This is a genomic window from Labedaea rhizosphaerae (assembly GCF_004362825.1).
Classification (GTDB): Bacteria; Actinomycetota; Actinomycetes; order Mycobacteriales; family Pseudonocardiaceae; genus Labedaea; species Labedaea rhizosphaerae.
Map to the genome: position 1 here is coordinate 1 of NZ_SNXZ01000010.1, position 26,308 is coordinate 26,308.

Sequence of the window (26,308 nt, forward strand, 5' to 3'; positions counted from 1 at the left end):
CCCATTCCGAACCCGGAAGCTAAGCCCTCCAGCGCCGATGGTACTGCACTCGCCAGGGTGTGGGAGAGTAGGACACCGCCGGACTTAATTTCCAGAGGCCCTGGGAATCCGAAACATTCGGATTCCCAGGGCCTCTTGGCATGTTCATTCCGGCACCGGACGCGACGAAGACCGCCCGGTGCACCAGTCGCGAGGCGCGACGCTCATACTGGACGGCACGGGTCCGTGCGGGTCAGGTGAGCTGACACGCGCCCGGCGGCAGTTGACGCAGGAGGTTCATCGAAGTGGCGGAGCAAGAGCGGCGCGGCGATCAGGGCCGCGACCGGCGCGACCGGGGCTACACCCGACGCGACGACGCCACCGAAGATCGTCCGCGTCGTACGTACGGCGACCAGTCATCGCGTGGCACGAGCCACGCGAGCAAGCCCGACCGCGGTGGCTACCGACCCACCCGCGACCGGCACAACGACCACGCCGCGAACCGCGGCGCAGGTGGCGCCGGCCGTACCGATCGTGACGGCTACCGCCCCTACAAGAATCGTGACGATCGCCGAGACTCCAGCGATCGAGGAACCCGCTCGAGCGGCGACCGCGACGACAACCGCAGCTACCGCTCTGGTGACGACCGCAGCGGCTACCGCTCAGGGGGCAATCGCGACTCCCGCCCGAGCAGCGGTGATCGCGGCGGTTATCGGTCGGGCGGGGATCGCGACGGCGGCTTCCGTTCCGGTGGCGACCGCGGTGGTTTCCGCTCCGGCGGGAACCGCGACAACCGTTCCGGCTCCAGCGACCGGGGCGGCTACCGCTCCGGTGGGGATCGCGACAGCGGCTTCCGTCCCAACAGCGGTGACCGTGGCGGTTACCGCTCTGGCGGCGATCGGGACAACCGCTCCAGCTCTGGTGACCGCGGTGGCTACCGGTCGGGTGGGGACCGCGACAACAAGTTCCGGTCGAACAGCGGCTCCGGCGATCGCGGCGGTTACCGCTCTGGCGGGGACCGAGACGGCGGCTTCCGTTCCAACAGCGGTGACCGTGGCGGTTACCGCTCCGGCGGAGATCGCGACAACCGCTCCAGTGACCGTGGTGGCTACCGGTCGGGCGGGGACCGTGACAACCGCTCTGGTTCCGGCGACCGCAGTGGTTATCGCTCTGGCGGAGACCGGGACAACCGCTCCAGCTCTGGCTACCGCTCCAGTGGGGATCGCGACAACCGGTCCGGCGGTTACCGCTCTGGCGGGGACCGTGATGACCGCGGCTTCCGTTCCGGCGGCGGCGACCGTGGTGGCTACCGCTCCGGTGGCGACCGCGACGACCGCGGCTCTCGCTCCAGCTCCCATGACCGTGGCGGCTTCCGCTCGGGCGGCGACCGCGACCGGGGCTACCGGTCCGACAGCAACGACCGTGGCGGTTATCGCTCCGGTGGCGACCGCGACTCCCGCTCGAACAGCGGCGCCCGCGATTCCCAGCGTTCCGGCGGCTATCGCTCCGGTGGTCGCGACGACAACCGATCGGGCGGTTTCCGTTCGGGCGGTCGAGACGACAACCGTTCCGGTGGCTACCGCTCCGGCGCAGGCCGCGACCGTGACGACAGCAAGTCCGGCGGCTACCGCTCAGGTCGGGATCGCGACGACAACCGCGGTTATCGTTCCGGCGGCGACGACCGCGGCGGCTACCGCCGATCCGACGACCGAGACAAGCGCGGATCCGCCGGCCGGGACCGCTCCGACGACCGCCGCGGCGAGTTCAGCCGTGAGCGGTACAGCAACCGTCCAGTCGGCAAGCGCGAGTTCGGCGGCCGTTCCGACGACCGTCCATCCCGCGATTCTGCGGCGGACGACCGCACCGTCGAGCCCGTGGACAGCACGTACGCCGCCGACAGCCCCCGAGCCTTCGCCGAGAGCGCACAGTCTGCGGACAACGCCGTCGCCGGCGGAGTCGACGAGGGCGATGTTCTCGGCGGCGACGACCGCCAGCCTGATGACCACGCCCGCGACAACGAGGCTGCGGGTAGCACTCACACAGCTCAACGCGGTGACAGCGACGACGAGAGCGCCGACCGGCCTGAGCCCGCGGACAACGTTGAAACGTATGAGCCACGCGAGCCCGGCGTAGACAACGCCGACGCGCGCCGAGCCGACGAGAGCGACGCGCACCAGGCCGATGACAGCGCCAGTGGCAGCGAGGAAGCGGCCAGCCCCCGCGCAGTTCAAAGCGACTTCGACGGTTCGAGCGAGGTCGGTGGTAGCGCCGACAGTGCCTCGGTCCAGTCCGACGATCGCGGTGCCTATGCGAGCCGGGCCGGCGACTCCCGGAACAGGTTCGAGGACCGTGGCGACAAGCGCCGATTCGACGAAGGACGTCGCGGCTCCTACGAGGATCGCGGGCCGGGTCGTGGCGGCAACCGGCCGAGGGATGACCGTGGCTCGCGCCAGGACTCCTACCGGCGCGACGGTGGCGACCGAGGCCGGTTCGACGATCGTGATCGTGACCGTCTTCCGGAGCCCATGCTTCCCGAGGGTGCGGACTGGACCGCGCTCGACCGTGAGGCGCGGACCGAGCTGCGGAGCTTGCCCAAGTCGCTGGCCGAGAAGGTTGGCGCGCACCTGGTCGCCGCCGGCACTTTGGTGGACGAGAACCCGGAGCTAGCACTCGAGCACGCCCGCTACGCCCGCAAGAACGCGTCGCGCGTGCCGATCGTTCGCGAAGCCGCCGGGCTCGCCGCCTACCACGCGGGGGAGTGGGCCGAAGCGCTCGCCGAGTTGCGCGCGGTGCGGCGGATGACCGGCAGCCAGGCCCACGTGGCCGTCATGGCCGATGCCGAGCGTGCGCTCGGTCGTCCTGAGCGGGCCATCGACCTGGCCAAGGAAGCCGGCTCCGAGCTGCCGCCCGAGGTGGCCATCGAGCTGCGGATCGTGGCCGCCGGAGCGCGGCGCGACCTCGGCCAGATCGAGGCGTCGGTCGTCGCGTTGCAGGGCCCGGACCTCGACCCGAACCGCCGGGATCCGTGGAGCGCGCGCCTCTTCTACGCCTACGCCGACAACCTCGAAGCCGCCGGCCGCACCGACGAGGCCGTCCGGTGGTTCCTCGCCGCCGCCGAAGCCGATGACGAGGAGGAGACCGACGCCGCCGACCGCGCCATCGCCCTCGGCACCGACCCGAACGAGCTCGCCGCGCGGCTGGCCATCTCCGATGTCTCCGAGGACACCGATATCTCAGAGGACATCGCGGACGCCGACAGCGGCGCGGACCTCGCTGACGATCCGGCAACCGACGCCGGCGACAGCGCCCGCCCTGCCGACCGAAGCGAAACTGTTGCCGACTCGGCCGAACTTCCCAAGAGCGGACCCGATTCGGGTGCTGGTGGCGTGAACGGCGGCGAGTCCGAGGACTCCCACGTCTCCGAGGCGACCGTAGACAGCGGCGCGGACATCGCTGACGATCCGGCAACCGGCGCCGGCGACAGCGCTCGCCCTGCCGACCGAAGCGAAACTGTTGCCGACTCGGAGGAGCTTCCCAAGAGCGGACCCGATTCGGGCGCTGGTGGCGCGAGCGGCGGCGAGTCCGAGGATTCCGAGGACGAGGTGCAGTGAGTCTGCTCGACGACTACGACGCCGTCTTGTTCGACCTTGACGGCACGATCTACCGCGGTGGCGAGGTCATTCCGACGGCCGCGGCCGCCGTTCAGGCCGCGCACGACCGGAATGTGGTCGTCAGGTTCGTCACGAACAACGCCTCCAGGGCTCCGCACACGGTTGGCGATCAGTTGCGGGACATGGGCATCGCGGCTGACGACGGTGAGGTCAGCACGAGTGCTCAGGCGGCCGCGACGGTCGCGAAGGAGCGGCTCGAGACCGGTGGTGACGTCCTCGTCATCGGCACGGAGGCGCTCGCGGACGAGATCCGCAACGTCGGCCTGAACCCCGTGCGCGCCTTCCACCCGGACGTTGTCGGTGTCGTGCAAGGACTTTCTCAGGACACCGGGTGGCGGGAGCTTTCCGAGGCCGTCCTCGCCATCCGCAACGGCGCGCTCTGGATCGCCTGCAACGCGGACGCCACCCTGCCGACCGAACGCGGCCAGCTGGTCGGCAACGGCGCCATGGTCGCGGCGGTCCGCACGGCCACGAACCAGGAACCCATCGTCGCGGGCAAGCCGGAGGCGCCGCTCATGCGGGCGGCGGCCGAGGGGACGACCAAACCACTGGCGGTCGGCGACCGGATCGACACCGACATCGCGGGCGCCCGCAACGCGGGCATCGACGCGTTGCTGGTCCTCACCGGCGTCTCGACGCCTCGCGACCTGCTGAACACGACCCAGCGACCCCGTTATGTCGCCGCCGACGTGGGTGCGCTGACCAGCGACGACGACCTCGAGATCACCGAGAACGGGGACTGGGACGTCGACGGCGACATCGCCTGGCGTGGTGAGGGTGAACCGGATCCGCTCGCCCTGCTGCGCGCCCTCTGCGCGGCTCACGACCACATGCCCGACGACCTGCGTGCGGCGGACGACCAGGCCGCCAAGGCGTTGCACGACCTCGGGCTCGACCACATCAACTAGCACATCGACTAGCGTGGACCGCATGTACCCGACCCCGCCGGTGCCCGGCCCGCCGCCGAGACCGGCCGCCGAGCAGCCCGTCGACGCTGCCGAGCTCACCACCGACATCGACAACGCGGTCGCGGGCCTTCGCGACCTCGACGACCGGCCGCTCGCCGCGCACGTGGAGCGCTTCGACACCGCGCACGCGGCGCTGACCGAAGCGTTGTCCCGCATCGACAAGGTGTGATCGAGTGCCACGCAGGGCCCGGCTGGACGCCGAGCTGGTCCGGCGCGGCTTGGCGCGCTCCCGCGAGCACGCCGCCCAGCTGATCGCCGGTGGCTCCGTCACCGTTCGCGGCACGGTCGCGACCAAACCCGCCACCGCCGTCGAAGCGGACGCGCCGGTGCTCGTGCGCACCACCGACGACCCGAATTGGGCTTCCCGCGGCGCGCACAAACTCCTTGGTGCGCTTGAGGCCTTCGAGGTCGAGGTCGACGGGAAGCGTTGCCTGGACGCGGGGGCGAGCACCGGTGGGTTCACCGATGTGTTGCTGCGCAAGGGAGCGTGCCAGGTCGTCGCCGCGGATGTGGGGCGCGGGCTGCTGGTTTGGCGGCTGCAGACCGACGACCGCGTCACCGTGCTGGACAAGACCAACGTCCGCAACCTCAGCCTCGACCTGATCGGCGAGCCCGTGCAATTGGTCGTCGCGGACCTGTCGTTCATCTCGCTCGGCCTCGTGCTGCCCGCCCTGCTGTCCTGCACGACCGAGGACGCCGATCTGCTGCCGATGGTGAAGCCGCAGTTCGAGGTCGGCAAGGAGCGGCTCGGTTCCGGCGGGGTCGTGCGCAGCCCCGAACTGCGGGCCGAAGCGGTGCTCGGGGTGCTCGACAAGGCGGCCGAGCTCGGGCTGCACGCGCACGGTGTCGTGGCGAGCCCGCTGCCCGGGCCGTCGGGCAACGTCGAATATTTCGCGTGGCTGCGCCGGGGGAACCCCCAGGATCGTGACCACGTCGTCGAGCTGGTCCAACGCGCTGTCACGGAGGGACCCCAGTGACTCGTGAGGTGCTGCTGGCCGTCAACACCGCCCAGCCGGAGAACCGGCGCACGGCCGAGCGGGTCGCCTCCTGGTTCGAGCTGGCCGACGTCAAGGTCCGCGAGTTCAACGGCGAACCCGACGCGGCCGAGGGCGCGGAGCTGGTGTTCGTGCTCGGCGGTGACGGGACCTTGCTGGGCGCCGCGGAGCCGGCGATGGCCGCGGGCGTGCCGGTGCTGGGCGTTAATCTCGGCCGGGTCGGGTTCCTCACCGAGACCGATTCGGCCGGCCTCGAGGAGGCCGTGCACGCCGTCGTCGACCAGTCCTACGCCGTCGAGGAGCGGATGACCGTCCAGGTCACCGCGACCCACCAGCGCGAGGTGCTGGCGTCGACGTGGGCGCTCAACGAGGCGAGCGTGGAGAAAGCCATCCGTGAGCGGATCCTCGACGTGCGGGTCGAGGTGGACGGGCGCCCGGTGTCGGCGTTCGGCTGCGACGGCGTGCTGTGCGCGACGCCTACCGGTTCGACGGCCTACGCGTACTCCGCGGGCGGGCCGGTCATGTGGCCTGACGTGCAGGCTTTGCTCGTGGTGCCGAGCAACGCGCACGCGATGTTCGCGCGTCCGTTCGTCGTGTCGCCGTCGTGCACGGTCGCGATCGAGGTCGACCCCGACGGGTACCGCGCGGTGCTGTGCTGCGACGGCCGGCGGACCTTCGAGCTGCCGGCGGGCAGCAGGGTCGAGGTGGTCGGCGGGCCGCCGATGAAGCTGGCGCGGCTGGATTCCACGCCGTTCACCGATCGGTTGGTGCACAAATTCGGCCTTCCGACCTCGGGTTGGCGCGACCGCAACCGCGTGTAAGGGCAGCTTTCCCGTTCGCGGGCCGAGTTTTCCACAACCCTGGACCGTTGCTGACCTGCGGATTCTGCTTCCGAAACCGTAGGTGAACATATGTGCGACACACCTTGTGGACAGGTCCGACGGTCACGCACCGAATGCCGCTATCGTCGCCCTTGTGCTGGCCGAGATGCGCATCCAGGGCCTTGGTGTGATCGACGAGGCCACGTTGGAACTGGACCCGGGCTTCACCGTGGTGACGGGTGAGACCGGAGCGGGCAAGACGATGGTGGTCACCGGTCTTCACCTGCTGTCCGGCGGTAGAGCCGAGGCGTCGCGGGTGCGGGCGGGTGCCGCGCGCGCCGTGGTCGAGGGCCGGTTCCTCGCCGAACCGGGCAGCACCGCGGCGAAGGTGGCGGGCGAGGCGGGCGCCGAACCCGACGACGACGGCAGCCTGATCGCGCTGCGGACGGTCAACGCCGATGGCCGCTCCCGCGCGCACCTGGGCGGGCGTTCGGTACCGGTCGGGGTGCTGAACGAGCTGTCCGAGCAACTGCTCGCCGTGCACGGGCAGAACGACCAGCTGCGGTTGTTGCGCCCGGCCGAGCAGCGTGGCGTGCTCGACCGGTACGCGGGCGATTCGGTCGCGCGCACGCTGGCCGCGTACCGCAAGACCCGCGACGAGTGGTTACAGGTCAGTGCGGAGCTGACCGAACGCACCGAGCGGTCCAGGGAACTGGCCCGCGAGGCCGACCTGCTGCGGCACGGGCTCACCGAGATCGAGGCGGCGAACCCGCAAGCGGGCGAGGACGTCGAGCTGGTCGACGAGGCCCGCCGGCTGGCCGATGCCGATCAGTTGCGGGAAGCCGCGGCCGGCGTGCAGTACGCGGTGTCGGGTGCACCCGACGGCGACCCGGACTCGCCCGGCGCGCTGGGCATGCTCGCCGAGGCGGCCCGCCGGCTGCTCGGGGCTGAGGACCCGAAGCTGCGCGACCTCGAACCGCGGCTGGCCGAGGCGTCGGTGCTGCTCTCCGACGTGTCGAGCGAGTTGACCTCGTACCTGGAGGAGCTGGACGCCGACCCGGCCCGGCTGGAGCAGGTGCTGGCCCGCCAGTCCGAGCTCAAGCACCTGACCCGCAAGTACGCGGCCGATGTGGACGGTGTGCTCGCGTGGGCGGAGCAGGCGCGGGAGCGTCTTTCCGGTTTGGACACTTCCGAGGAAACCTTGGCCGAGCTGGCCCGGCGCCGTGACGAGCTGGCCGAGGTCCTGGCGGGGCACGCGGCCATGCTGACCGAGCAGCGCACGGCGGCGGCCACCGCGCTGGCCAAGGAGATCACCGAGGAGCTGGCCGGGCTCGCGATGGCGCAGTCGGCCATCGAGATCTCCGTGGAGCAGAAGGTCGCCGAGCCGAACGACCCGCACGCCATCGTGGTCCGCAAGCTGCGTGTCCACGCTGGACCGGACGGTGTCGACGAGGTGGAGCTGCGCCTGCGCGGGCACGGCGGCGCGCAGGCGTTGCCGGTGCACAAGGCGGCCTCGGGTGGTGAGCTCTCCCGGGTGATGCTGGCCATCGAGGTGGTGCTCGCGCACACGGATCCCGTGCCCACCATGGTGTTCGACGAAGTGGACGCCGGCGTCGGCGGGCGCGCGGCGATCGAGATCGGGCGGCGGCTCGCCCGGCTCGCCCGCAGCCACCAGGTGGTCGTGGTGACGCACCTGCCGCAAGTCGCCGCGTTCGCCGACCGGCACCTGGTGGTGGACAAGAGCGCCGAGGGCGGGGTGACGCGCAGCGGTGTGCGCAACCTCGACGATCAGTCCAGAGTGGTCGAACTGGCCCGCATGCTGGCCGGGATGGACTCGACCGAGACCGGGCGCGCTCACGCGGAGGAGTTGCTCGCTGTAGCGGCGGCCGACAAGAAGGGAGCCTCGAAAGGGCGAAAGCGCTGATGGCGGACGGCGTGTTGCCTCACTGATCGGTGCACCGTAGTTCACTATCGGTTGCATGAAGCTCTCTGGCCTGCTCAATCGCACGCATCAGCCGCTGCCCGGCGTGGTCGGCGTGGCCAGGGCGGATCGTCGCACCGGCGATTTACTGCGCCGGGTCAGCCACGGTGACATCGTGGTGCTCGACCAGCTCGATCTCGACCGGCCGACCGCCGATGCCCTGGTGGAGGCCGAGGTTGCCGGCGTGGTGAACGCGTCGCCGTCGATCTCGGGCCGTTTTCCCAACCTGGGCCCGGAGATCTTGATCGGCGCGGGCATCCCGCTGATCGACGGCGTCGGCGCCGAGGCGTTGCGCGCGATCAAGGAAGGCTGCCGGCTGCGCCTGCACGAAGGCGGTGTGTTCGTCGGCGAGCGCGAGGTCGCGCGCGGCATCGAGCAGACCCCGGAGACCATCGCCGACGCGATGATCGAGGCGAAGGCCGGGATGTCCGCGCAGCTGGAGGCGTTCTCCGCCAACACGATCGAGTTCCTGCGGCACGAGCGGACGCTGATCCTCGACGGCATCGGCGTGCCCGAGATCGTCGTGCCGCTCAAGGACCGGCAGGTGCTGGTGGTCGCGCCCGGGCACGGGCACGCCGAGGACCTCAAGCAGCTCAAGAAGTACATCGCCGAACACCGCCCGGTGCTCATCGGCGTGGAGGGTGCGGCGGACACGCTCTTCCAGATGGGGTACAAGCCGCACGTCATCGTCGGCGACCCGGACCACATCGGCACCGAGACGCTGCGCAAGGCCGCCGAAGTAGTCGTGCCCGCGCGCAGCGACGGGCACGCTCCTGGTTTAGAACGCATCCAGGACCTCGGCATCGGCGCGGTGACGTTCCCGGCTTCGGGCAATGCCGAAGACCTCGCGCTGCTGCTGGCCGACGTGCACGGTGCGAGCCTCGTGGTGACGGTCGGGTTCCAGGCGACGCTGCGGGAGTTCCTCGACCGCGGCCGGTCCGGGTCGAACCCGTCGACGTTCCTGACGCGGTTGAAGCTGGGCGGCAAGCTGCTCGACGGCAAGGCCGTCGCGGCCCTGCACCGCAGCCGCGTGTCGGTGATGGCCGTCGTGCTGCTGGTGCTCGCCGCGTTGGTCGCCGTGGCCGCGGCACTCGCGGTGTCCGACGTGGGTTCGGCCTATGTGGACTGGGCAGTAAACACCTGGCACAGCATCGTTTCGTGGGTCAAGGGGCTGTTCACGTGATTTCGTTGCGCTACCACGTAGTTTCGATCGGCGCGGTGTTCCTGGCGCTTGCCGTGGGCGTCGTGCTCGGCTCGACGACGTTGTCGGGCACGCTGTTGTCCGGGCTGAACGACGAGAAGAGCCAGCTCGGTCAGCAGGTGTCCGACCTGCAGGACAAGAACAACGGCCTGAACGCGCGGCTCGCGCGGGCGGACGACTTCGCGAAGGTCGTCGGCCCGATGGCGCTGCGTGGTTCGCTCGACAAGCGGACGGTCGTGGTGATCAGCACCGACGACGCCCGGCCGGCCGATCGCGACGCCATCAAGAACCTCGTGAAGTCGGCGGGCGCGATGGTGACCGGCGAGGTGCAGCTGACCTCGGCGTTCAGCGACCCGTCGCGCACGGATCAGTTGCGTGGCGTGGTGACCCGGCTGCTGCCGACCGGCGTGCAGTTGCCAACTGCCGGTGACCCGGGCACGCTCGCCGGCGGGCTGATCGGGCCACTTGTGTTGATCAGCAAGGAGAACAACCAACCGCAGGCCTCCGACGACGAGACCTCGGCGGCGTTCGCCGGCCTGACCGACGGCGGTTTCGTGAAGGTGTCGGAGGGTTTCCGGCCCGCGCAGCTCGCGGTGGTGCTGATCGGTGGGGCCGAGTCCGGGCAGGGCGCGGGTGATCGCGCGTCGACGATCGCCCGGTTCGCGACCCAAGTGGACCGTTCCGGCGCGGGCACGGTGCTCGCCGGGACGACGCACTCGGCCGACGGCACCGGCCCGATCGGCGTCGTCCGCGCCGACACGGCGGCGACGTCCATCTTGTCCACTGTGGACAACGTGGACTCGGCCAGCGGTCAGATCGTGACGGTCCTGGCGTTGCGGGAGCAGCTGGAGGGCAAGTCCGGCCGCTACGGGGTGGCGGGCAACGCGCAAGCGGTCGGCCCGGGCGCTCCACAGGGCTGACTCGGCTTCCTGCAGGCGCGTGGGCCGATCCCGGCCTTCCGGCCGGTCCGTGAGACCGGCCCGGAGCAGCTGGGTCGGCCCGCGGCCGGCCGCCGGATCGTTCACCAATCGACGCGAGACGGGCGCCCCGCACACGCTGCGTTGACCGTCATGTCACGGTCCGGCTTCGGTGTGGGCCGGACGTGGTGATGACCAGCGACCCTCCCTAGGATCCGACTGTGACTCGCCGGCTTGCGCTGTTCGACCTCGACGACACGCTCGTCGACCACTCCGATCGCTTCGTGCAGTGGTCCAAGGATTTCGCCGCCGCCCGCAACCTCGGTGACGGGGCCGCCGACTGGATCGTCAAGGCGGCCGGCTCCGGGATGTGGCGCGACGAGCTCCTGATCGCGGTGCGCGAGCACTTCTTCCTCGAAGACGCCATCGAAGACCTGCAGGCCGACTACGTCGAGCGTCTCGCCGCCCTGATCCAGCCGCGGCCCGAGGTGCTCGCAGGTCTCGACCGGCTGCGCGACGCGGGCTGGGCCGTCGGCGTCGTCACCAACGGCACCCAGGACATGCAGTGGGCCACCCTCAGCGCCGCTGACCTGCCCGACCACGTCGACTCGTGGGGCATCTCCGGCGAGGTCGGCCACGCCAAGCCCGACCGTGCGCTCTTCGAGACGGTCGCGCAGCGCTGCGGCATGAGCCTCGACGCGGGCGGCTGGATGGTCGGCAACAGCCCCACCAGCGACATCGCCGGGGGCAAGGCGGCCGGCCTGCGCACGATCTGGGTCCGCCACGGCGCCGAGTGGCCGCCCGACGCGGCGCCGCCCGACCACGTCGTCGACGACGTCATCGAGGCCTTCGATCTGATCCACTAGGTCACCGCGTCGGTGATCGCCGCGGTGAGCCACCGCGTGTAGGCGGCCAGGGTCCAGTTCTGGTGCAGGACCAGCCGTTCGTAGTGGTCGATCGCGAGGTAGTTCCACAGCACGTCGCGCACGTGGTCCACGTCGAGTCCCGTGCGGACTTGCGCGGTGTCGACCAGGTGGTGTGCGAGCGCCGTCATCCCGGCCAGGCCTTCGTCGGTCAGCTTGGCCCACACCGGCTCGAGGGACGCGTCGACGTGCCGGCCGTCGCGGATGAGGATCTGCACCTTCGCCGAGCGCGCCTGCCGCTGGGCGAGGCCCTCGGCGAACAGGCGGATCTTCGTGCGCAGGTCGGGTTCGGCCCGCACGGCGTCGGCTTCGGGCCGTTCCGCGATCGAGGACGGCTCGTCGTCGCCGGCGATGACGACGTCGAACACCGCCTTGGCGAGCGCGGCCTTGCTGCCGAACGTCTTGTAGATGCCTTCGACGGAGATGTCGGCGCGGCCGGCGATCGCGGCCAGCGTGGTGGCCCGGAAGCCGTCGCGCTCGAAGAGGTCCCGCGCGGCCAGCACCACGGCGAGCCGTCTGGCGCGTGCCTGCTCGCGGCGACGCGATCCGTCGTAGCGCCTCTTGACTTCCGTCATCCTCGGAGCCCACACTTTCGGTTTAATCCGATTGTACTTAATTGGGGTTGTCATGGACGGGACAAGAGTCTCGCGCACAGCGAGCGATCTGGTGGTGCGCAGCATCCACGCCATGGCGACGGGGGAGCGTGCCGACTTCGACCTGCTGTACGCCCCGTCCGCCGTCGACCGCGAGAACGTCCTGCAGCCGCCGCCCTCGCGGGTGCCGGGACCAGCGGGCTTCTGGGCGACCGCCCAGTGGTTGCGCACGGCGTTCGCGGACCTGCGCTACGACATCCACCACGTGATCGCGGACGGCGACATGGTGGCGGTCAACTCGACGATGAACGGCACGCACGCCTCGGCCATCGCGTTCTACACGCCCGACGGTGGGGTCGATGCCGTCTTCCCGCCGACCGGGCGCTCGTTCGCCATGGCCCAGTCGCACTGGTTCCGTGTCCAGGACGACCGCATCGTCGAACACTGGGCCACCCGCGACGACCTCGGCACCGCGAAGCAACTGGCCTGGATACCGCCGACGCCGCTCTACCTGATCAAGATGGCGCGCGCCAAGCGCCGGGTCGCGCGCCTCGGTTAGCCAACCGGGCCCGGAACGCGTAGGCCACCGCCTGCGCCCGGTCGCGTGCACCGATCTTGGCCAGCAGGTGGTTGACGTGGCTTTTCACCGTCGCCATCGAGATCACCAGGTGCTCGGCGATCTCGCTGTTGGACATCCCGTCGGCCATCAGGCCCAGCACCTCGACCTCGCGCTGGGTCAGGCCGTCCGGAAGTTCCGTGGGCGGCTCGGGCGGGCCCGACGCGATCGCGTCCACCACGTGCCGCTGCACCGCCGGGTCGATGGCCGCACCGCCCGCCATGACGGCCTCGATCGCCGCCTTGATCTCGTCGGCGCCGGCGTCCTTGGTCAGGTAGCCGCGCGCGCCGGCCCGCAGCGCCTCCACCACGGACTGGTCATCGTCATAGGTGGTCAGTGCGATGACATGCACCTCGCCCGCCAGCTGCCGGGTCGCCTCGATGCCGTTGACGCGGGGCATCCGCAGATCCATCAACACCACGTCCGGGCGCAGCCGCCGTGCCATGGCCACGGCCTGCTCGCCGTCCGCGGCGCTGCCGGCGACCTCGATGCCGTCGAGCAGGCCGAGCACCATCGCCAGCCCGTCCCGAACGACCCGCTGGTCGTCGGCGAGCAAGACCCGGATCACGCCGGCACCCACAATTCGACCTTGAACCCGTCCTCCGTCGGTGACGCCGTCAGCGTCCCACCGATCAGCTCGGCCCGCTCGCGCATGCCGGTCAGGCCGTAGCCGTCACCCGGCTCGCCCGGAGCGCGACCGCCGCTGTCCTCGATGGTCAGTCGCACGCCGTCCGATTCATGGCTCAGCACAACGGAAACCCGTGCCGGCGACGCGTGTTTGCGGACATTCGTCAGTGCCTCCTGGGCCACCCGGTACAACGTCAGCTGCGTCCGGGAGTCCACTTCGGACGGCGCCCCGGTCTCCGCGAAGGTGGCGATCGGCCCGAAATCACGCACGAGCGACGCGATGCCGGGCAGGTCCGCGCCACGCAGCATGCCGACCGCCTGCCGGGCCTCGGCGAGACCGGCCTGCGCGAGGTGGTGCGCCCGGTCGATCGCCTCGGCCAGGCGCGGGTTGGCGCCGTCGTGACGGGCCAGCATTCGGGCGCCTTCCAAGTGCAACGTCAAGCCCGACAACGAATGCGCGAGCACGTCGTGCATTTCGCGGGCCAGCCGCTGCCGCTCGGCCATCGCGGCCGCTTGTGCCTGAGCCTCGCGCGTGCGACGCAGCTCTTCCAGCAGCCGCTCGGCCTCGACGGTCCGGTCGTGCAACTGCCGCACCGCGAGGCCGCCGAAGAAGAACGCCAGCGTGGCCAGGACGCTCAGCAACGTGGTGGTCGGCGACCGGTGCCCGCTCGACAGGTTCACGCCCGCGAGCACCATCACCGTCGCCGAGACCAGCGTCAGGCCCATCCGGCGCGACCCGCGACCGGCGGCCACGCTGCTCGCCACGAACCCGCCGATGAACCCGATCTCCGTCGACTCGACGACCTCCAGCACCGCCGACCCGGCCAGCAGCAACGCGAACAGCGACAGGAACAACGGCATCGGCACGACCGAGCTCCGCCGGTCCAGCAACAACACGACCGACGTCACCGCGACCACGGCCGTGGCGACGACAGCGAGCGGGCCGGTGCCTCGCACGAACACGCCGGTACCGCCGACCAGTTCGCCGGTCAGCACGACGACCAGCACCGCGAGCATCACCACGCGCCGCCACGGCACGGTGGCCCAGGAACTGGGTGCCCGCGAGATCGTCTTCACCAGGTCATGGTGCCCCGCCGGGGGCAGCGGCGCATCGAACCCAGGGTGGAGACCCGAAGCAATCCCTGAGCCGATGAATCCGGCGGCCGCACGCAGAACCCTTGGGAGGACAACGAAAGGGGCGAACATGCTGGGGTTCTTCTCGCGGCGGTTTCCGATCGTCGGCGTGCTGGTCGGTCTCGCGTTGCTGGCCTGGGGGTACAGCCGCGGTTCGGTCATCCCGGAGGTGGTGGGCGGGCTCGTCGCCGTGGTCGCCGGGGTGCGGATGCTGGGCTCGGCGACCGGGCGGGGCAAATGACCGCGATCACCGCGATCGATGTGCGCGGGCTGACCAAGCGGTTCGGGCCGGTCACGGCCGTGCACGACGTCGGGTTCCAGGTAGAAGCGGGCGCGGTGGTGGCCGTGCTCGGCCAGAACGGGGCCGGCAAGACGACCACGATCGAGATCCTCGAAGGGTTCCAGCGCGCCGACGGCGGGCACGTCCGGGTGCTCGGCACCGACCCGGCCCAGGCCGATCGCCGCTGGCGTTCCCGGATCGGGCTGGTCCTACAGTCGACCAGCCTCGACCCGCAGGTGACGGTGCTGGAGGCGGTCGAGCTGCACGCCGCGCTCTACCCGAACCCGCGGCCGGTGGACGAGATGCTCGCCGTGGTCGGGCTGACCGACGACGCCGACACCCGCATCGGCGTGCTGTCCGGCGGGCGGCAGCGCCGCGTCGACCTCGCGCTGGGCATGGTCGGCCGCCCGGACCTGCTCTTCCTCGACGAACCGACGACTGGTCTCGACCCGCAGGCGCGGCGCTCGCTGTGGGCGGCGATCCGCGAGCTCAACCGGTCGGGCACCACGATCCTGCTCACCACGCACTACCTCGACGAGGCGCAGCAGCTGGCCGATCGCGTGATCGTGATGTCCGAGGGCCGGGTCATCGCCGACGCGACGCCGGACCAGCTGCGGGCCCGGGCCGGCGGCGCGGCCGTGCGGTTCCCGCTGCCGCCATCCGTGTCGGTGCCCCCTGCCCTGGCCAGGCACGTCCAGGACGGCGTGCTGGTCATGCGCGGCGACGTCGGCGAGGCGCTGGCCGCGATCGTCGGCTGGGCCCGCGCACAAGGTGTCGACCTGCAGGGACTTGAGGTCGGCGCGCCCAGCCTCGAAGAGGCCTACCTCGCGCTCACCGAACCCGACCACGAGCAGGCCGACCATGGCTGAACTTTGGTTCGCTGCCTCTCGTACCCGACTCAAGAGAGCCCCCACCAGCACCGGGGGGCGACCCCAGTGCCAGTTTATCGGTTTGCCAGCGCCGCAACGGGAATCGCGCCGTTCTGTGGACAACCGCCCGGCTGTGGAAAACCCACCCGGCGGGCCGTGGATCAAGCCTTCGAGCAGGCCATCTTGCGGTTCGGGACGCCAACCCATCGAGCTGCGGCCACCCGCGGTGGCCGGCGGCCACCAACCCGATCACAAGGAGGCCAACCATGACTGAACTGCCGCCCATCGCACCGCTTCTGGTCCGCCAAGTCCGCTACCACCTGCGGCTGCTCGTCCGGAACCCCCGGGCGATGACGACCGGGGTGCTGCTGCCCGGGTTGCTGCTGTTCCTGCGTGGCTCGCCAGGGCACGCGGACGAGGTGGCCGGCGCGGTCGCTGGGCTGACCGCGCTCGGCGTCGGCATGCTCGGGTACGCGTCGTTCGCGGCCAGCCTGGTCACCGCGCGCGAGTCGGGCGTGCTGCGCCGCTGGCGGGCCAGCCCGCTGCCGTCGTGGTGCTACTTCACCGGGCGCATCACCGCGACCGTGGTGCTCGCGCTGGCCGGGACCGCCATCACGGTCGCGGTCGGCGTCGTCGAGTTCGGCTCGCCGGTGCACGACCCGGTGGGGCTCGCGCTGGTCATCGGCCTCGGCGCCCTCGCGTTCGCCGCCCTCGGCACCGCCGTGACCAGGGTGATCGCGACCGCGGACAGCGCACAGCCGGTGCTGATGTTCACCTACCTGCCGGTGTTGTTCCTCTCCGGCGCGCTCGGCCCGGTCAACGGACTGCCCGCGTGGGTCGCCGGCCTCATGCACCGCCTGCCGCCCGGCGCGCTGGTCAACGGCATGAGCGCGACGTTGCGCGGTGGCACCCTGCCGCTGGGCGACCTGGCCGTGCTCGGCGCGTGGGGGATCGGCGGGCTGGTGCTCGCGTGCGTGGTCTTTCGGTGGGATCCCGTGCCGCCGTCGGCACGGACCGCGAAGACAGCGCGTGTCCCCGCCTGACCAGGTGCGGGCGTTTGTTAGTGTGGAATCCCGTGGAACGGCAGGACGGATCGGGGTCCTGCGGCCTCAAAGACCACGGGAGTCTCCTTGGTGCACGCACGGACGACCAAGCACGTATTCGTCACCGGGGGTGTCGCCTCCTCGCTGGGCAAGGGGCTCACGGCGTCCAGCCTCGGCCAGCTGCTCACGGCGCGCGGCCTGCGGGTCACGATGCAGAAGCTCGACCCCTACCTGAACGTCGACCCGGGGACGATGAACCCCTTCCAGCACGGCGAGGTGTTCGTCACCGAGGACGGCGCCGAGACCGACCTGGACATCGGCCACTACGAGCGCTTCCTCGATCGTGACCTCACCGGCACGGCGAACGTCACCACGGGGCAGGTGTACTCCGAGGTCATCGCCAAGGAGCGGCGCGGCGAGTACCTCGGGGACACCGTCCAGGTGATCCCGCACATCACCGACGAGATCAAGCGGCGCATCCTGGCCATGTCCGACGCCGACGACCACGACCGCACGCCCGACGTGGTGATCACCGAGGTGGGCGGCACGGTCGGCGACATCGAGTCGCTGCCGTTCCTCGAGGCGTGCCGCCAGGTGCGCCACGACGTGGGCCGCGACAACGTCTTCTTCCTGCACGTCTCGCTGGTGCCCTACCTCGCCCCGTCGGGTGAGCTGAAGACCAAGCCGACGCAGCACTCGGTCGCCGCGCTGCGCAACATCGGCATCCAGCCCGACGCGATCGTGTGCCGGGCCGACCGCGACATCCCCGAGGGCCTCAAGCGCAAGATCGCGTTGATGTGCGACGTCGACTCCGAGGCGGTCGTGGCCGCGCCGGACGCGCCGTCCATCTACGACATCCCGAAGGTGCTGCACGGTGAAGGCCTGGACGCCTACGTGGTGCGCCGGCTCGACCTGCCGTTCCGGGACGTGGACTGGACGGTCTGGGGTGACCTGCTCGACCGCGTCCACGGTCCTAAGGAGACGGTCGAGATCGCTTTGGTCGGCAAGTACGTCGACCTGCCGGACGCCTACCTGTCCGTGACCGAAGCGTTGCGGGCCGGCGGGTTCGCGCACCGGGCCAAGGTGGCGATCCGCTGGGTGCCGTCGGACGAGTGCGAGACCCAGGCGGGCGCGATCGCCGCGCTGTCCGGTGTGGACGGTGTGCTGATCCCGGGCGGGTTCGGCGTGCGCGGCATCGAGGGCAAGGTCGGCGCGGTCACCTACGCGCGCACCAACGGCATCCCGGCGCTGGGCCTGTGCCTGGGCCTGCAGTGCATGGTGATCGAGGCGGCGCGCAACCTCGCGGGGATGACGGACGCGAACTCCACCGAGTTCTCCGACGACTCGAAGCACCCGGTGATCAGCACGATGGCCGACCAGCAGGACGTCGTCGCGGGCGAGCGCGACATGGGCGGCACGATGCGGCTCGGCGCGTACCCGGCGAAGCTGACCAAGGGCTCGGTGGTCGCGCGGGCGTACGGCAGCACGGAGGTCTCCGAGCGGCACCGGCACCGCTACGAGGTCAACAACGAGTACCGCAAGCGTTTGTCCGACGCGGGTGTCGTGTTCTCCGGCACCTCGCCGGACGGTCGCCTGGTGGAGTTCGTGGAGCTGGCCAAGGACCGGCACCCGTTCCTGGTCGGCACGCAGGCGCACCCGGAACTGAAGAGCAGGCCGACCCGGCCGCACCCGCTGTTCGTCGCGTTCGTGGGCGCCGCGTTGCGCTACAACGCGGCGGGCCGGTTGCCGGTCGAGCTGGACGAGCCCGTGGTGGTGCACTCATGAGCGAGCGGACCGAGGACGACCAGACGCACGAGTTCCGCACGGTGTCCACGAAGGACCTGCACGTGGGCAAGGTGGTGGCGCTGCGGCTGGACGAGGTCGAGATGCCCGACGGGTCGGTGGCCAAGCGCGAGGTGGTCGAGCACCTCGGTGCGGTCGCGATCGTCGCGGTCGACGACGAGGGCCGGCTGGTGTTGATCCGCCAGTACCGGCACCCGCTGGGCCGGCGGCTGTGGGAGCTGCCGGCCGGGTTGATCGACCACGCGGGGGAGGACCCGCTGGAGGCGGCGAAACGCGAGCTGGTCGAGGAGGTCGGGCTGGCGGCTGCGCAGTGGTCGGTGCTGGTCGACATCGCCGCGTCGCCGGGGTTCACCGACGAGGTGATCCGGGTTTTCCTGGCCACCGGACTGTCCGTTGTGGACCGCGAGGTGCTCGGCGAGGAGGAAGCCGACCTGGTGGCCAAGCGCTTCCCGCTCGCGGAGGCGGTGCGGATGGTGCTGGCGGGGGAGATCCTCAACGGTCCGGCCGTCGGCGGGATCCTCGCCGCGCGGACAGTGCTCGACGGCGGCGGCGAAACCCGACCGACCGACGCCCCGTGGCGCGACCGCCCGACCCGGATGGCCAAGCGCGGCGAGGATCGGTAACCGCAATTAACTGACCCGGCGGCCCGAATACACCGCCAAGCGCATCGTTCACCCCCTCGCTCACTTGAAGTTGCCGGAGGCCCAAGGGGCAACGCAATCACCCATCCGACGGGTCGGTGGCCAAGCGCGAGGTGGTGACCGGTAATTGCCTCGCGCGGTCCCCGGATGACCGGCATGCTCGCGTCATGAAGCCCGGCAAACTCGTCCGTCTGCGCCCGCTCGAACCCGAGGACACCGAGACGATCTGGCGCTGGCACAACGACGACGACGTCACCCGATGGCTTGATGCCGATTACGACGAGTCGCTCGCCCAGCTCCGCAAGCGCACCGAGGACCGGGTGCGCAACTCCTACGCGAAGGCCGTCTTCGGGGTCGAGACCTTGGCCGAGGGCAAGCTGATCGGCATCACCGCCCTGCGCGATGCCACACCCGAGGTCGGCCGCGCCGAACTGGACGTCTACCTCGGTCAGAAGGACTTCTGGAACGGCGGCTACGGCACTGACGCGTTGCGCACCTTGTGCGCCTACGGCTTCGACGTGATGCGGCTGCACCTGATCGCGTTGTGGGTGGTGGCCGAGAACGAGGGCGCGCGGGCCTGCTACCGCAAGGTCGGCTTCCAGGAAGACGGCCGGCACCGCGAGTGCTTCCGCGCTCGCGACGGCCGCTACCACGACATGATCTTGATGAGCCTGCTGGAAGGTGACCTGGTCCGATGACGACGGGGAAGCTGGTCCGGTTGCGTCCGCTCGAGCCGTCGGACACCGAGACGGTGTGGCGCTGGGGCCAGGACGACGAGATCACCCAGTGGCTCGACGCGGACTACGACGAGTCGCTGGCACAGCGGCGCAAGCGCGTCGACGACCGGCCGCGCAACTCCTACGAGCAGGTCGTGTTCGGCATCGAGACCCTCGCCGAGGGCAAGCTGATCGGCATCACGGACCTGCGCGACGCCACGCCCGAGACCGGCCGCGCCGAGCTGGACATCTGGATCGGTGCGAAGGACCACTGGAACGGCGGCTACGGCACCGATGCCGTGCGCACGTTGTGCGCCTACGGCTTCGACGTGATGCGGCTGCACCTGATCGCGTTGTGGGTGGTAGCCGAGAACGAACGCGCCCGGGCCGCCTACCGGAAGGTCGGGTTCCGCGAGGAGGCCCGGCACCGCGAGTGCTTCCGCGCCCGCGACGGCCGCTACCACGACATGATCCTCATGGGCCTGCTGGACAGCGACCTCATCCGCGGCTAGCTGAGCCAGCGCTGCGGCCAGTCGTGCTGCTCGGCGAGCTTGCGCCAGAACAGCTCGGCGTCCTTCGCGGGCAGGGCCCGGGCCACGGCGTGGAAAATCCGGTGTGCCAGGTCGAGGTCCGGGCAGCACCGCAACGAGCCGCACACGGATTCGGCTTCGCAGTGCTGCTTGGTCGGTTCGCGCGTCACCAGCGCCCAGTCGTCGAGGGCGGTGGCGACCGCCCCGGGCCAGAACCGTGTGTGTTCGAGCTCCGCGATGACGGTCATGCCGTGTCGCGAAATGCCGGGGATGTCGGTGCGAGGGGTTCGCGGGCGCTGGGCGCGCAGCTGCGCCGGTGACCTACGCGCCACCGTACTTTCGGATCGCCGTCATGGACCGATCATCGCACGGTCCGGCAAGGCGCCGACCGGTTGTCGTGGCCTGGTCCTAGTCTTCCTGCCGTGCGCCTTGACGACGAGGTTCCGGCGGCGCTGCGTGACGTGTTCTCCAGCTACCTCGACCACCTCGCGGTCGAGCGCGGCACCTCGCCCAACACGCTCGCCGGGTACACGCGGGACCTGCGCCGATACGCCGACTACCTGACCGGCCATGACATCGACGACCTGCGTGAGGTCGGCGAGGAGCAGGTCGCGGGCTTCCTCGCGGTGCTGCGCGAGGGCGACGCCGAACACCAGCCGCTCGCCGCGTCCTCCGCCGCGCGGGCGCTGGTCGCGGTGCGCGGGCTGCACAAGTTCGCGGTGCGGGAAGGTCTGCTCGACGACGACGCGGCACGCATGGTCAAGCCACCCGCCCCACCGCGGCGGCTGCCCAAGGCGTTGCCGGTGGACCAAGTCCTCGCCCTGCTCGACGCGCCGACCGGCGACAGCCCGGCGGTGCTGCGTGACCGGGCGTTGCTGGAACTGCTGTATTCCACCGGCGCACGCATCTCCGAGGCGGTCGGCCTCGACCTCGACGACATCGACGCGCACGAACGCACCGTCCTGCTCGACGGCAAGGGCGGCAAGCAACGCCGGGTGCCGATCGGTGTTCCGGCGCTGGAGGCGCTGGACGCCTACCTCGTGCGCGCCCGTCCGGTCCTCGCTGCGGCCGGTCGGGGGACGCCCGCGGTCTGGCTGAACCAGCGCGGCGGGCGGCTGTCGCGGCAGAGCGCCTGGCAGGTGCTGAAAACCGCGGCCGAACGGGCCGGGCTGCGCGCGTCGGTCTCGCCGCACACGTTGCGCCACTCGTTCGCCACCCACCTGCTCGAAGGCGGTGCGGACGTCCGCGTCGTGCAGGAGCTGCTCGGCCACGCTTCCGTGACCACGACGCAGATCTACACGCTGGTCACGGTGTCCACACTGCGCGAGGTCTACGCGACCTCTCATCCTCGTGCGTGACAGAAGCTATGCGCGCATATAGTATGCGTGCATGACATATGGATACGAGCACAGCGTCGAGACCAGCGCGTCCCCGGAGGCCGTCTGGGCCTTGTGGAGCGACGTCAGCCGGTGGACCGAGTGGGACACGAGCCTGACCGCGATGCGCATGGACGGCCCGTTCGAACCGGGTGCCACCGGGGTCATGACGATCGAGGGTCAGGGCGACATCGACTTCCGGCTGACCGAGGTGGAGCCCGGCGTCGGCTTCACCGACGAGACCGTGCTGCCGATCGCCACCCTGACCTTCGGTCACACCATGACCCCGCTGGCCGGCGGGCGGCTGCGCATCACCCACCGGGTCACCATCGAAGGCGCGGCCGCGCAGGAACTCGGGCCGCAGGTCACCGAGGACGTGCCGGACGCGATGGCCGGGCTGGTCGCGATCGCCGAACGCGAGACGGCATCATCGCCGGCGTGAAGAGCGAGTGGGAGAGCGCAGACGACAGCCCAGGTTTCCTGCTGTGGCGGGTCACGCTGGCCTGGCAGCGCGCCATGCGCACCGCGCTCGCCCCGCACGACCTGACCCACGTGCAGTTCGTGCTGCTGATGTCGACGTGGTGGCTCGTCGAGCACGACGGGCCGCCCACCCAGCAGGCCGTCGCCGACCACGCGGGCACCGATCCGATGATGACCAGCCAGGTGCTGCGCAAGCTCGCCGATCGCGACCTGCTGGTGCGCCGGGCCGATCCTGCCGACGCGCGAGCCCGCCGCCTCGACCTCACGGCGGCGGGCCGCGACCTGCTCACCGGCGCGCTCGCCGACGTGGAGCGGGCCGACCGCGAGTACTTCGCGGCGGCGGGCGAGGACGTCGCCGCGCTGGTTCGCGGGTTGCGCAAACTCGCATAGGCTCCACCTGTGATCAAGTGGGGAATCCTGGGTGCCGGCCGGATCGCGGCCACGGTGGGTGCCGACATGGCCGCGTCCTCGGGCAGCGAGGTGGTCGCCGTCGGCGCGCGTGACCTCGGCCGGGCGAAGACGCTGGCCGACGCGCTCGGCGCACCGCGTGCGTACGGCTCCTACCAGGAGCTGGTCGACGACAAGGACATCGACGTCATCTACGTGGCGACCACGCACGCGCAGCACCACGAGCACGCGCTGCTCGCGTTGCGCGCGGGCAAGTCCGTGATGGTGGAGAAGGCGTTCACGCTGACCGAGCGGGAAGCACGCGAGGTCATCGACGAGGCCCGCGCACGCAACCTCTTCTGCATGGAAGCCATGTGGATGCGGATGAACCCGCTCGTCCGCCGCGCCGTCGACCTGGTGCGCGACGGGCGGCTCGGCACCGTCGTCGCGGTGAACGCCGACCACGGCCAGTACTTCCCGTACGACCCGGCGAACCGCCTATTCGACATGGCCGCCGGCGGCGGCGCGCTGCTCGACCTCGGCGTCTACTCGGCGGCGTTCGGGTGGCTCTTCCTCGGCGAGCCCGACACGGTGACCAGCACCGGCTCGCTCGCCCCGACCGGCGCCGACCTCACCGCCGCGATGCAGTGGGGCTACGACGACGGCCGGTTCGCGCAGCTGTCGTGCACCTCGGGCGCGGCGACCCCGTGCGTGGCCACCGTGATGGGCACCGACGGGTGGCTGAGCCTCGGCACGCCGTTCTACCGGCCGCTGACGTTGACCGTGCAACGCCGCGGCGAGGAGCGTGAGGTCATCACGGATTCGTTGCCGGGCAACGGTTTCGGGTCGGAGATCGCCGAAGTGGAGCGGTGCCTCGGCGCTGGGCTGACCCAGAGCGAACTCTCGCCGTGGGCGGACACGCTCGGCATCATGCGGGTGCTCGACGGCGTGCGTGCCCAGCTTGGTGTGCACTACCCGGCGGACGGTGTGGGCGATATCGCATAATCGTCGGGCCCTGGGAGGTACGGATGAACGAGCTGGACGAGCTGCCCGTCGCGCAGCTGGCCTTGCCGGACGTGCTGCACGCCCTGAGCGACCCGACCCGGCTGGCGGTGCTCGCGCAGCTGGAACGCAACGGCGAGTTGCCCTGCGGCGCGCTCGACGTCCGGGTCGCGAAGTCGACGTTGTCGCAGCACCTGCGCGTGCTGCGGGAGGCCGGGGTGACCCGGACGAGACCGGACGGCAATGTCCGATACCTTTCGGTGCGCCGTGGCGAGCTGGACCACGCGTTCCCGGGCCTGCTCGACGCGGTGTTGTCGGCCTGCTCGCCAGCTCGCTGAGGTTTTTTGCCCCGCAACGCGGCGAGCCGCGTTGATGACCTTTGTCGCCGCGCCTAGGCTGCGGCGAAGTTCGGGACGACAAGGAGCCACGTCGCTATGTCGACACTGCAGCCGGGCGACCGCACGAGCTCAGTGGATCTGAGCCTGTCTCCGCGCGCTGGTGACGACAACGACGAGCCCTCGGACTACGAGTCGCCGAACGGCACCGGGCCCGGTGGCCGGCCGCGCAGGCACATCCCCGAGCCGCCGTTGCTCAACCAGCACGGCCCGGCCAAGGTGCTCGCGATCTGCAACCAGAAGGGCGGCGTCGGCAAGACCACGTCGACCATAAACCTCGGTGCGGCGCTGACCGAGTTCGGCCGCCGGGTGCTGCTGGTGGACTTCGACCCGCAGGGCGCCCTGTCCGTCGGGCTCGGCATCCCCGCGCACACCCTCGAGCAGACGATCTACAACGTGCTGATCGAGCAGTCCGTCGGCACCGACGACGTGATCATCCGCACCTCGGTCGAGAACATGGACCTGCTGCCCAGCAACATCGACCTCTCCGCGGCCGAGGTCCAGCTGGTCTCCGAGGTCGGGCGCGAGCACGCCCTGATGCGCGCGCTGCGCCCGGTCATCGACCGCTACGACTACGTCCTCGTCGACTGCCAGCCCTCGCTCGGCCTGCTGACGGTGAACGCGCTGGCCGCGGCCGACGGCGTGCTGATCCCGCTGGAGTGCGAGTTCTTCAGCCTGCGCGGGGTCGCGCTGCTGATCGACACGATCGACAAGGTCAAGGAGCGGTTGAACCCGAAGCTGGAGATCACCGGCATCCTCGCGACCATGTTCGACCCGCGCACCCTGCACTCGCGCGAGGTGATGGCGCGGGTGGTCGAGGCGTTCGGCGAGACCGTGTTCGACGCCGTGATCAACCGGACCGTGCGTTTCCCCGAGACCACCGTCGCCGGCGAGCCGATCACGCGGTGGGCGCCGCGTTCGGCGGGTGCGAAGGCCTACCGGACGCTCGCGCGTGAGGTGATCGCCCGGTGAACCGCAGGGCGCCACTGCCCGGCGCCGCGGAGCTGTTCCGACCGACCGGAGAGCCAGGCTGGTTCGACACCGCGCGTCCCACGACGCACCGGGCCAGCGGCGGATCGGGCCGGCGGGGCACCGGCAGGCAGAAGCACGACACGAAGATCACCGTCTACGTGTCCGACGAGGAACTGCTCGCCCTGGAACACGCGCGCCTGGCGTTGCGGGCCGAGCACGGGTTGGCAGTGGACCGCGGCCGGGTGGTGCGCGAGGCGATCGCGGTGCTGCTCGCCGACTTCGACGAGAACGGCGCGGAGTCGGTGCTCGTGCGCAGGCTCCACCAGGAACGCCACCAAGAGGGCCACCAGGAGCTCGGCCAGGAGCTCCGCCAGGGCGACGAGCGGTGACCGAGCCCACGGGCCGGTTCACCGTCAGGTTGTCGAACTTCGAAGGCCCGTTCGACCTGCTGTTGCAGTTGATCTCCCAGCACGAACTGGACGTCACCGAGGTCGCGCTGCACCAGGTGACCGACGAGTTCATCGCCCACATCAAGGCCGCGGGCGACCAGTGGAACCTCGACGAGACAACGGAATTCCTCGTCGTCGCCGCGACCCTGCTGGACCTGAAGGCCGCCCGGTTGTTGCCTGCCGGGGACGTCGAGGACGAGGACGACCTCGCGTTGCTCGAGGCCCGCGACCTGTTGTTCGCGCGGCTGTTGCAGTACCGGGCGTACAAGCAGGTCGCTGCCCTGTTCGCGGAGCTCGAAGGTGGGGCGCTGCGGCGGTATCCGCGGTCGGTGGCCCTGGAGGACCGGTTCGCCGGGTTGCTGCCGGAGGTCATGCTCGGCGTCGATGCCGCCAAGTTCGCCGAGATCGCCGCGGCCGTGTTCCGCCCGAAGCCGCCGCCGTCGGTGTCGTTGTCTCACATCCACATGGGACGGACGTCGGTGCGCGAGCACGCGGCGCTGCTGCGGATCCGGTTGGCGGGCATGGAGGACGCGACGTTCGGCGAGCTGGTGGCCGACTGCGAGCACACGCTGGAGGTCGTCGCGCGGTTCCTGGCCCTGCTGGAGTTGTACCGGGAGGACACCGTGTTGTTCCAGCAGGAGGACCCGTTGGGGGAGCTGCGGGTGCGGTGGACGGGTGGGTCGGTCGAGGAAGCGGCGGAGGCTGCCGAACGCGACCGCGCCGGCGTCGATGATGAGGAGTACCGGTGAACGAGCCCACCCACGAACCCACCCGCGAACCCAGCCCCGAGGAGCTCCCGTCGGCCGAGATCGGCGGCGTCGGCGAGCCGGTGGACCTCGACGAGATGATCGACGTGGCCGCCGAGGCCGAGCAGCCCCTCGCCGCCGCGATGCCCTCCGCGGCCGCCGAACCGTCTGGTGAGCACGCCGAAGGCGGCGA

The 26,308-nt window shown here is 70.7% G+C and carries 30 protein-coding genes and 1 rRNA gene; 27 read left to right on the forward strand and 4 right to left on the reverse strand.

Features of this window, described 5'->3' with window-relative positions; translation table 11 throughout:
- The 10 genes from rrf to EV186_RS35955 form a co-directional block, all read left to right on the forward strand.
- Nucleotides 1-84: ribosomal RNA gene (gene rrf, locus EV186_RS35910) — 5S ribosomal RNA — on the forward strand; the annotation flags it as partial.
- 200 nt (nt 85-284) lie between these two features.
- Nucleotides 285-3,590, forward strand: a complete 3,306-nt coding sequence (locus tag EV186_RS40370; protein WP_243754501.1) for a hypothetical protein — start codon at nt 285-287, stop codon at nt 3,588-3,590.
- Nucleotides 3,587-4,558 carry an HAD-IIA family hydrolase gene (locus tag EV186_RS35920; protein WP_133854010.1) on the forward strand — a complete coding sequence of 324 codons (972 nt, stop codon included), beginning with the start codon at nt 3,587-3,589 and terminating at the stop codon, nt 4,556-4,558. Before EV186_RS40370 ends, EV186_RS35920 begins: the two co-directional genes overlap by 4 nt.
- A gap of 22 nt (nt 4,559-4,580) precedes the next feature.
- Nucleotides 4,581-4,787 carry a hypothetical protein gene (locus EV186_RS35925; protein ID WP_133854011.1) on the forward strand — a complete coding sequence of 69 codons (207 nt, stop codon included), beginning with the start codon at nt 4,581-4,583 and terminating at the stop codon, nt 4,785-4,787.
- Nucleotides 4,788-4,791: 4 nt separating this feature from the next.
- On the forward strand, nt 4,792-5,595 hold the full coding sequence (locus tag EV186_RS35930; RefSeq protein WP_133854012.1) for a TlyA family RNA methyltransferase: 804 nt from the start codon (nt 4,792-4,794) through the stop codon (nt 5,593-5,595).
- The gene (locus EV186_RS35935; RefSeq protein WP_243754502.1) at nt 5,592-6,434 is read left to right on the forward strand and encodes an NAD kinase; all 843 of its coding nucleotides are present in this window, start codon (nt 5,592-5,594) and stop codon (nt 6,432-6,434) included. Before EV186_RS35930 ends, EV186_RS35935 begins: the two co-directional genes overlap by 4 nt.
- A gap of 154 nt (nt 6,435-6,588) precedes the next feature.
- The gene (recN, locus tag EV186_RS35940; protein ID WP_243754503.1) at nt 6,589-8,358 is read left to right on the forward strand and encodes a DNA repair protein RecN; all 1,770 of its coding nucleotides are present in this window, start codon (nt 6,589-6,591) and stop codon (nt 8,356-8,358) included.
- A 55-nt stretch (nt 8,359-8,413) separates the two neighbouring features.
- A complete protein-coding gene (gene steA / locus EV186_RS35945; RefSeq protein WP_133854013.1) occupies nt 8,414-9,598 on the forward strand; it encodes a putative cytokinetic ring protein SteA in 1,185 nt (394 codons plus the stop codon).
- Entirely contained in the window at nt 9,595-10,536 is a 942-nt protein-coding gene (locus EV186_RS35950; protein ID WP_133854014.1) for a copper transporter, read from the forward strand. Before steA ends, EV186_RS35950 begins: the two co-directional genes overlap by 4 nt.
- Nucleotides 10,537-10,754: 218 nt before the next feature.
- The gene (locus tag EV186_RS35955; protein ID WP_133854015.1) at nt 10,755-11,399 is read left to right on the forward strand and encodes an HAD family hydrolase; all 645 of its coding nucleotides are present in this window, start codon (nt 10,755-10,757) and stop codon (nt 11,397-11,399) included.
- Here EV186_RS35955 and EV186_RS35960 read toward each other — a convergent pair.
- The gene (locus EV186_RS35960) at nt 11,396-12,031 is read right to left on the reverse strand and encodes a TetR/AcrR family transcriptional regulator (RefSeq protein ID WP_133854016.1); all 636 of its coding nucleotides are present in this window, start codon (nt 12,029-12,031) and stop codon (nt 11,396-11,398) included. The two genes, EV186_RS35955 and EV186_RS35960, sit on opposite strands and share 4 nt — an antisense overlap.
- Before the next feature lie 52 nt (nt 12,032-12,083).
- Between EV186_RS35960 and EV186_RS35965 the strand changes: the two genes are divergently transcribed.
- Entirely contained in the window at nt 12,084-12,608 is a 525-nt protein-coding gene (locus tag EV186_RS35965; protein ID WP_133854017.1) for an ester cyclase, read from the forward strand.
- Here EV186_RS35965 and EV186_RS35970 read toward each other — a convergent pair.
- Together EV186_RS35970 and EV186_RS35975 are read right to left on the reverse strand one after the other, a co-directional pair.
- Nucleotides 12,565-13,233: a response regulator gene (locus EV186_RS35970; RefSeq protein WP_133854018.1), complete on the reverse strand. Its 669-nt coding sequence runs from the start codon at nt 13,231-13,233 to the stop codon at nt 12,565-12,567. The genes EV186_RS35965 and EV186_RS35970 overlap by 44 nt on opposite strands.
- The gene (locus EV186_RS35975) at nt 13,230-14,369 is read right to left on the reverse strand and encodes a sensor histidine kinase (protein ID WP_166659490.1); all 1,140 of its coding nucleotides are present in this window, start codon (nt 14,367-14,369) and stop codon (nt 13,230-13,232) included. The genes EV186_RS35970 and EV186_RS35975 overlap by 4 nt, the downstream gene beginning before the upstream one ends.
- Before the next feature lie 127 nt (nt 14,370-14,496).
- On the opposite strand from EV186_RS35975, the gene EV186_RS39245 reads away from it, so the two are divergent.
- The 7 genes from EV186_RS39245 to EV186_RS36005 all read left to right on the forward strand — a co-directional run bounded on the left by EV186_RS39245 (nt 14,497) and on the right by EV186_RS36005 (nt 20,290).
- Complete coding sequence (locus EV186_RS39245) at nt 14,497-14,667, forward strand: hypothetical protein (RefSeq protein WP_166659491.1); 171 nt, start codon at nt 14,497-14,499, stop codon at nt 14,665-14,667.
- Nucleotides 14,664-15,575 carry an ABC transporter ATP-binding protein gene (locus EV186_RS35980; protein ID WP_133854020.1) on the forward strand — a complete coding sequence of 304 codons (912 nt, stop codon included), beginning with the start codon at nt 14,664-14,666 and terminating at the stop codon, nt 15,573-15,575. Before EV186_RS39245 ends, EV186_RS35980 begins: the two co-directional genes overlap by 4 nt.
- A 266-nt stretch (nt 15,576-15,841) precedes the next feature.
- Nucleotides 15,842-16,618 carry an ABC transporter permease gene (locus tag EV186_RS35985; protein ID WP_133854021.1) on the forward strand — a complete coding sequence of 259 codons (777 nt, stop codon included), beginning with the start codon at nt 15,842-15,844 and terminating at the stop codon, nt 16,616-16,618.
- An 87-nt stretch (nt 16,619-16,705) separates the two neighbouring features.
- Nucleotides 16,706-18,403 carry a CTP synthase gene (locus EV186_RS35990; protein WP_133854022.1) on the forward strand — a complete coding sequence of 566 codons (1,698 nt, stop codon included), beginning with the start codon at nt 16,706-16,708 and terminating at the stop codon, nt 18,401-18,403.
- Nucleotides 18,400-19,044 carry an NUDIX domain-containing protein gene (locus tag EV186_RS35995; RefSeq protein ID WP_133854023.1) on the forward strand — a complete coding sequence of 215 codons (645 nt, stop codon included), beginning with the start codon at nt 18,400-18,402 and terminating at the stop codon, nt 19,042-19,044. The genes EV186_RS35990 and EV186_RS35995 overlap by 4 nt, the downstream gene beginning before the upstream one ends.
- Before the next feature lie 185 nt (nt 19,045-19,229).
- Nucleotides 19,230-19,760 carry a GNAT family N-acetyltransferase gene (locus EV186_RS36000; protein WP_133854024.1) on the forward strand — a complete coding sequence of 177 codons (531 nt, stop codon included), beginning with the start codon at nt 19,230-19,232 and terminating at the stop codon, nt 19,758-19,760.
- Nucleotides 19,757-20,290 (forward strand): GNAT family N-acetyltransferase, encoded by a 534-nt coding sequence (locus tag EV186_RS36005; RefSeq protein ID WP_133854025.1) that lies wholly within the window; start codon nt 19,757-19,759, stop codon nt 20,288-20,290. The genes EV186_RS36000 and EV186_RS36005 overlap by 4 nt, the downstream gene beginning before the upstream one ends.
- Here the strand turns inward: EV186_RS36005 and EV186_RS36010 are convergent.
- Entirely contained in the window at nt 20,287-20,556 is a 270-nt protein-coding gene (locus tag EV186_RS36010; RefSeq protein ID WP_133854026.1) for a hypothetical protein, read from the reverse strand. The two genes, EV186_RS36005 and EV186_RS36010, sit on opposite strands and share 4 nt — an antisense overlap.
- 213 nt (nt 20,557-20,769) lie before the next feature.
- On the opposite strand from EV186_RS36010, the gene xerD reads away from it, so the two are divergent.
- The 9 genes from xerD to EV186_RS39250 all read left to right on the forward strand — a co-directional run.
- Complete coding sequence (gene xerD, locus EV186_RS36015; RefSeq protein WP_133854143.1) at nt 20,770-21,666, forward strand: site-specific tyrosine recombinase XerD; 897 nt, start codon at nt 20,770-20,772, stop codon at nt 21,664-21,666.
- A gap of 31 nt (nt 21,667-21,697) precedes the next feature.
- Nucleotides 21,698-22,126 (forward strand): SRPBCC family protein, encoded by a 429-nt coding sequence (locus EV186_RS36020; RefSeq protein ID WP_133854027.1) that lies wholly within the window; start codon nt 21,698-21,700, stop codon nt 22,124-22,126.
- Nucleotides 22,123-22,554 carry a MarR family winged helix-turn-helix transcriptional regulator gene (locus EV186_RS36025; protein WP_243754504.1) on the forward strand — a complete coding sequence of 144 codons (432 nt, stop codon included), beginning with the start codon at nt 22,123-22,125 and terminating at the stop codon, nt 22,552-22,554. Before EV186_RS36020 ends, EV186_RS36025 begins: the two co-directional genes overlap by 4 nt.
- Nucleotides 22,555-22,563: 9 nt before the next feature.
- Complete coding sequence (locus tag EV186_RS36030; RefSeq protein ID WP_166659492.1) at nt 22,564-23,556, forward strand: Gfo/Idh/MocA family protein; 993 nt, start codon at nt 22,564-22,566, stop codon at nt 23,554-23,556.
- 23 nt (nt 23,557-23,579) lie between these two features.
- A complete protein-coding gene (locus EV186_RS36035) occupies nt 23,580-23,891 on the forward strand; it encodes an ArsR/SmtB family transcription factor (protein ID WP_133854028.1) in 312 nt (103 codons plus the stop codon).
- Nucleotides 23,892-23,987: 96 nt separating this feature from the next.
- Nucleotides 23,988-24,920: a ParA family protein gene (locus EV186_RS36040; protein ID WP_133854029.1), complete on the forward strand. Its 933-nt coding sequence runs from the start codon at nt 23,988-23,990 to the stop codon at nt 24,918-24,920.
- Complete coding sequence (locus EV186_RS36045) at nt 24,917-25,309, forward strand: hypothetical protein (RefSeq protein ID WP_133854030.1); 393 nt, start codon at nt 24,917-24,919, stop codon at nt 25,307-25,309. Before EV186_RS36040 ends, EV186_RS36045 begins: the two co-directional genes overlap by 4 nt.
- Nucleotides 25,306-26,118, forward strand: a complete 813-nt coding sequence (locus EV186_RS36050; protein WP_133854031.1) for a segregation and condensation protein A — start codon at nt 25,306-25,308, stop codon at nt 26,116-26,118. The genes EV186_RS36045 and EV186_RS36050 overlap by 4 nt, the downstream gene beginning before the upstream one ends.
- On the forward strand, nt 26,115-26,308 hold a 194-nt coding region (locus EV186_RS39250), incomplete at its 3' end, for a hypothetical protein (RefSeq protein ID WP_208115962.1). The genes EV186_RS36050 and EV186_RS39250, both read left to right, overlap by 4 nt.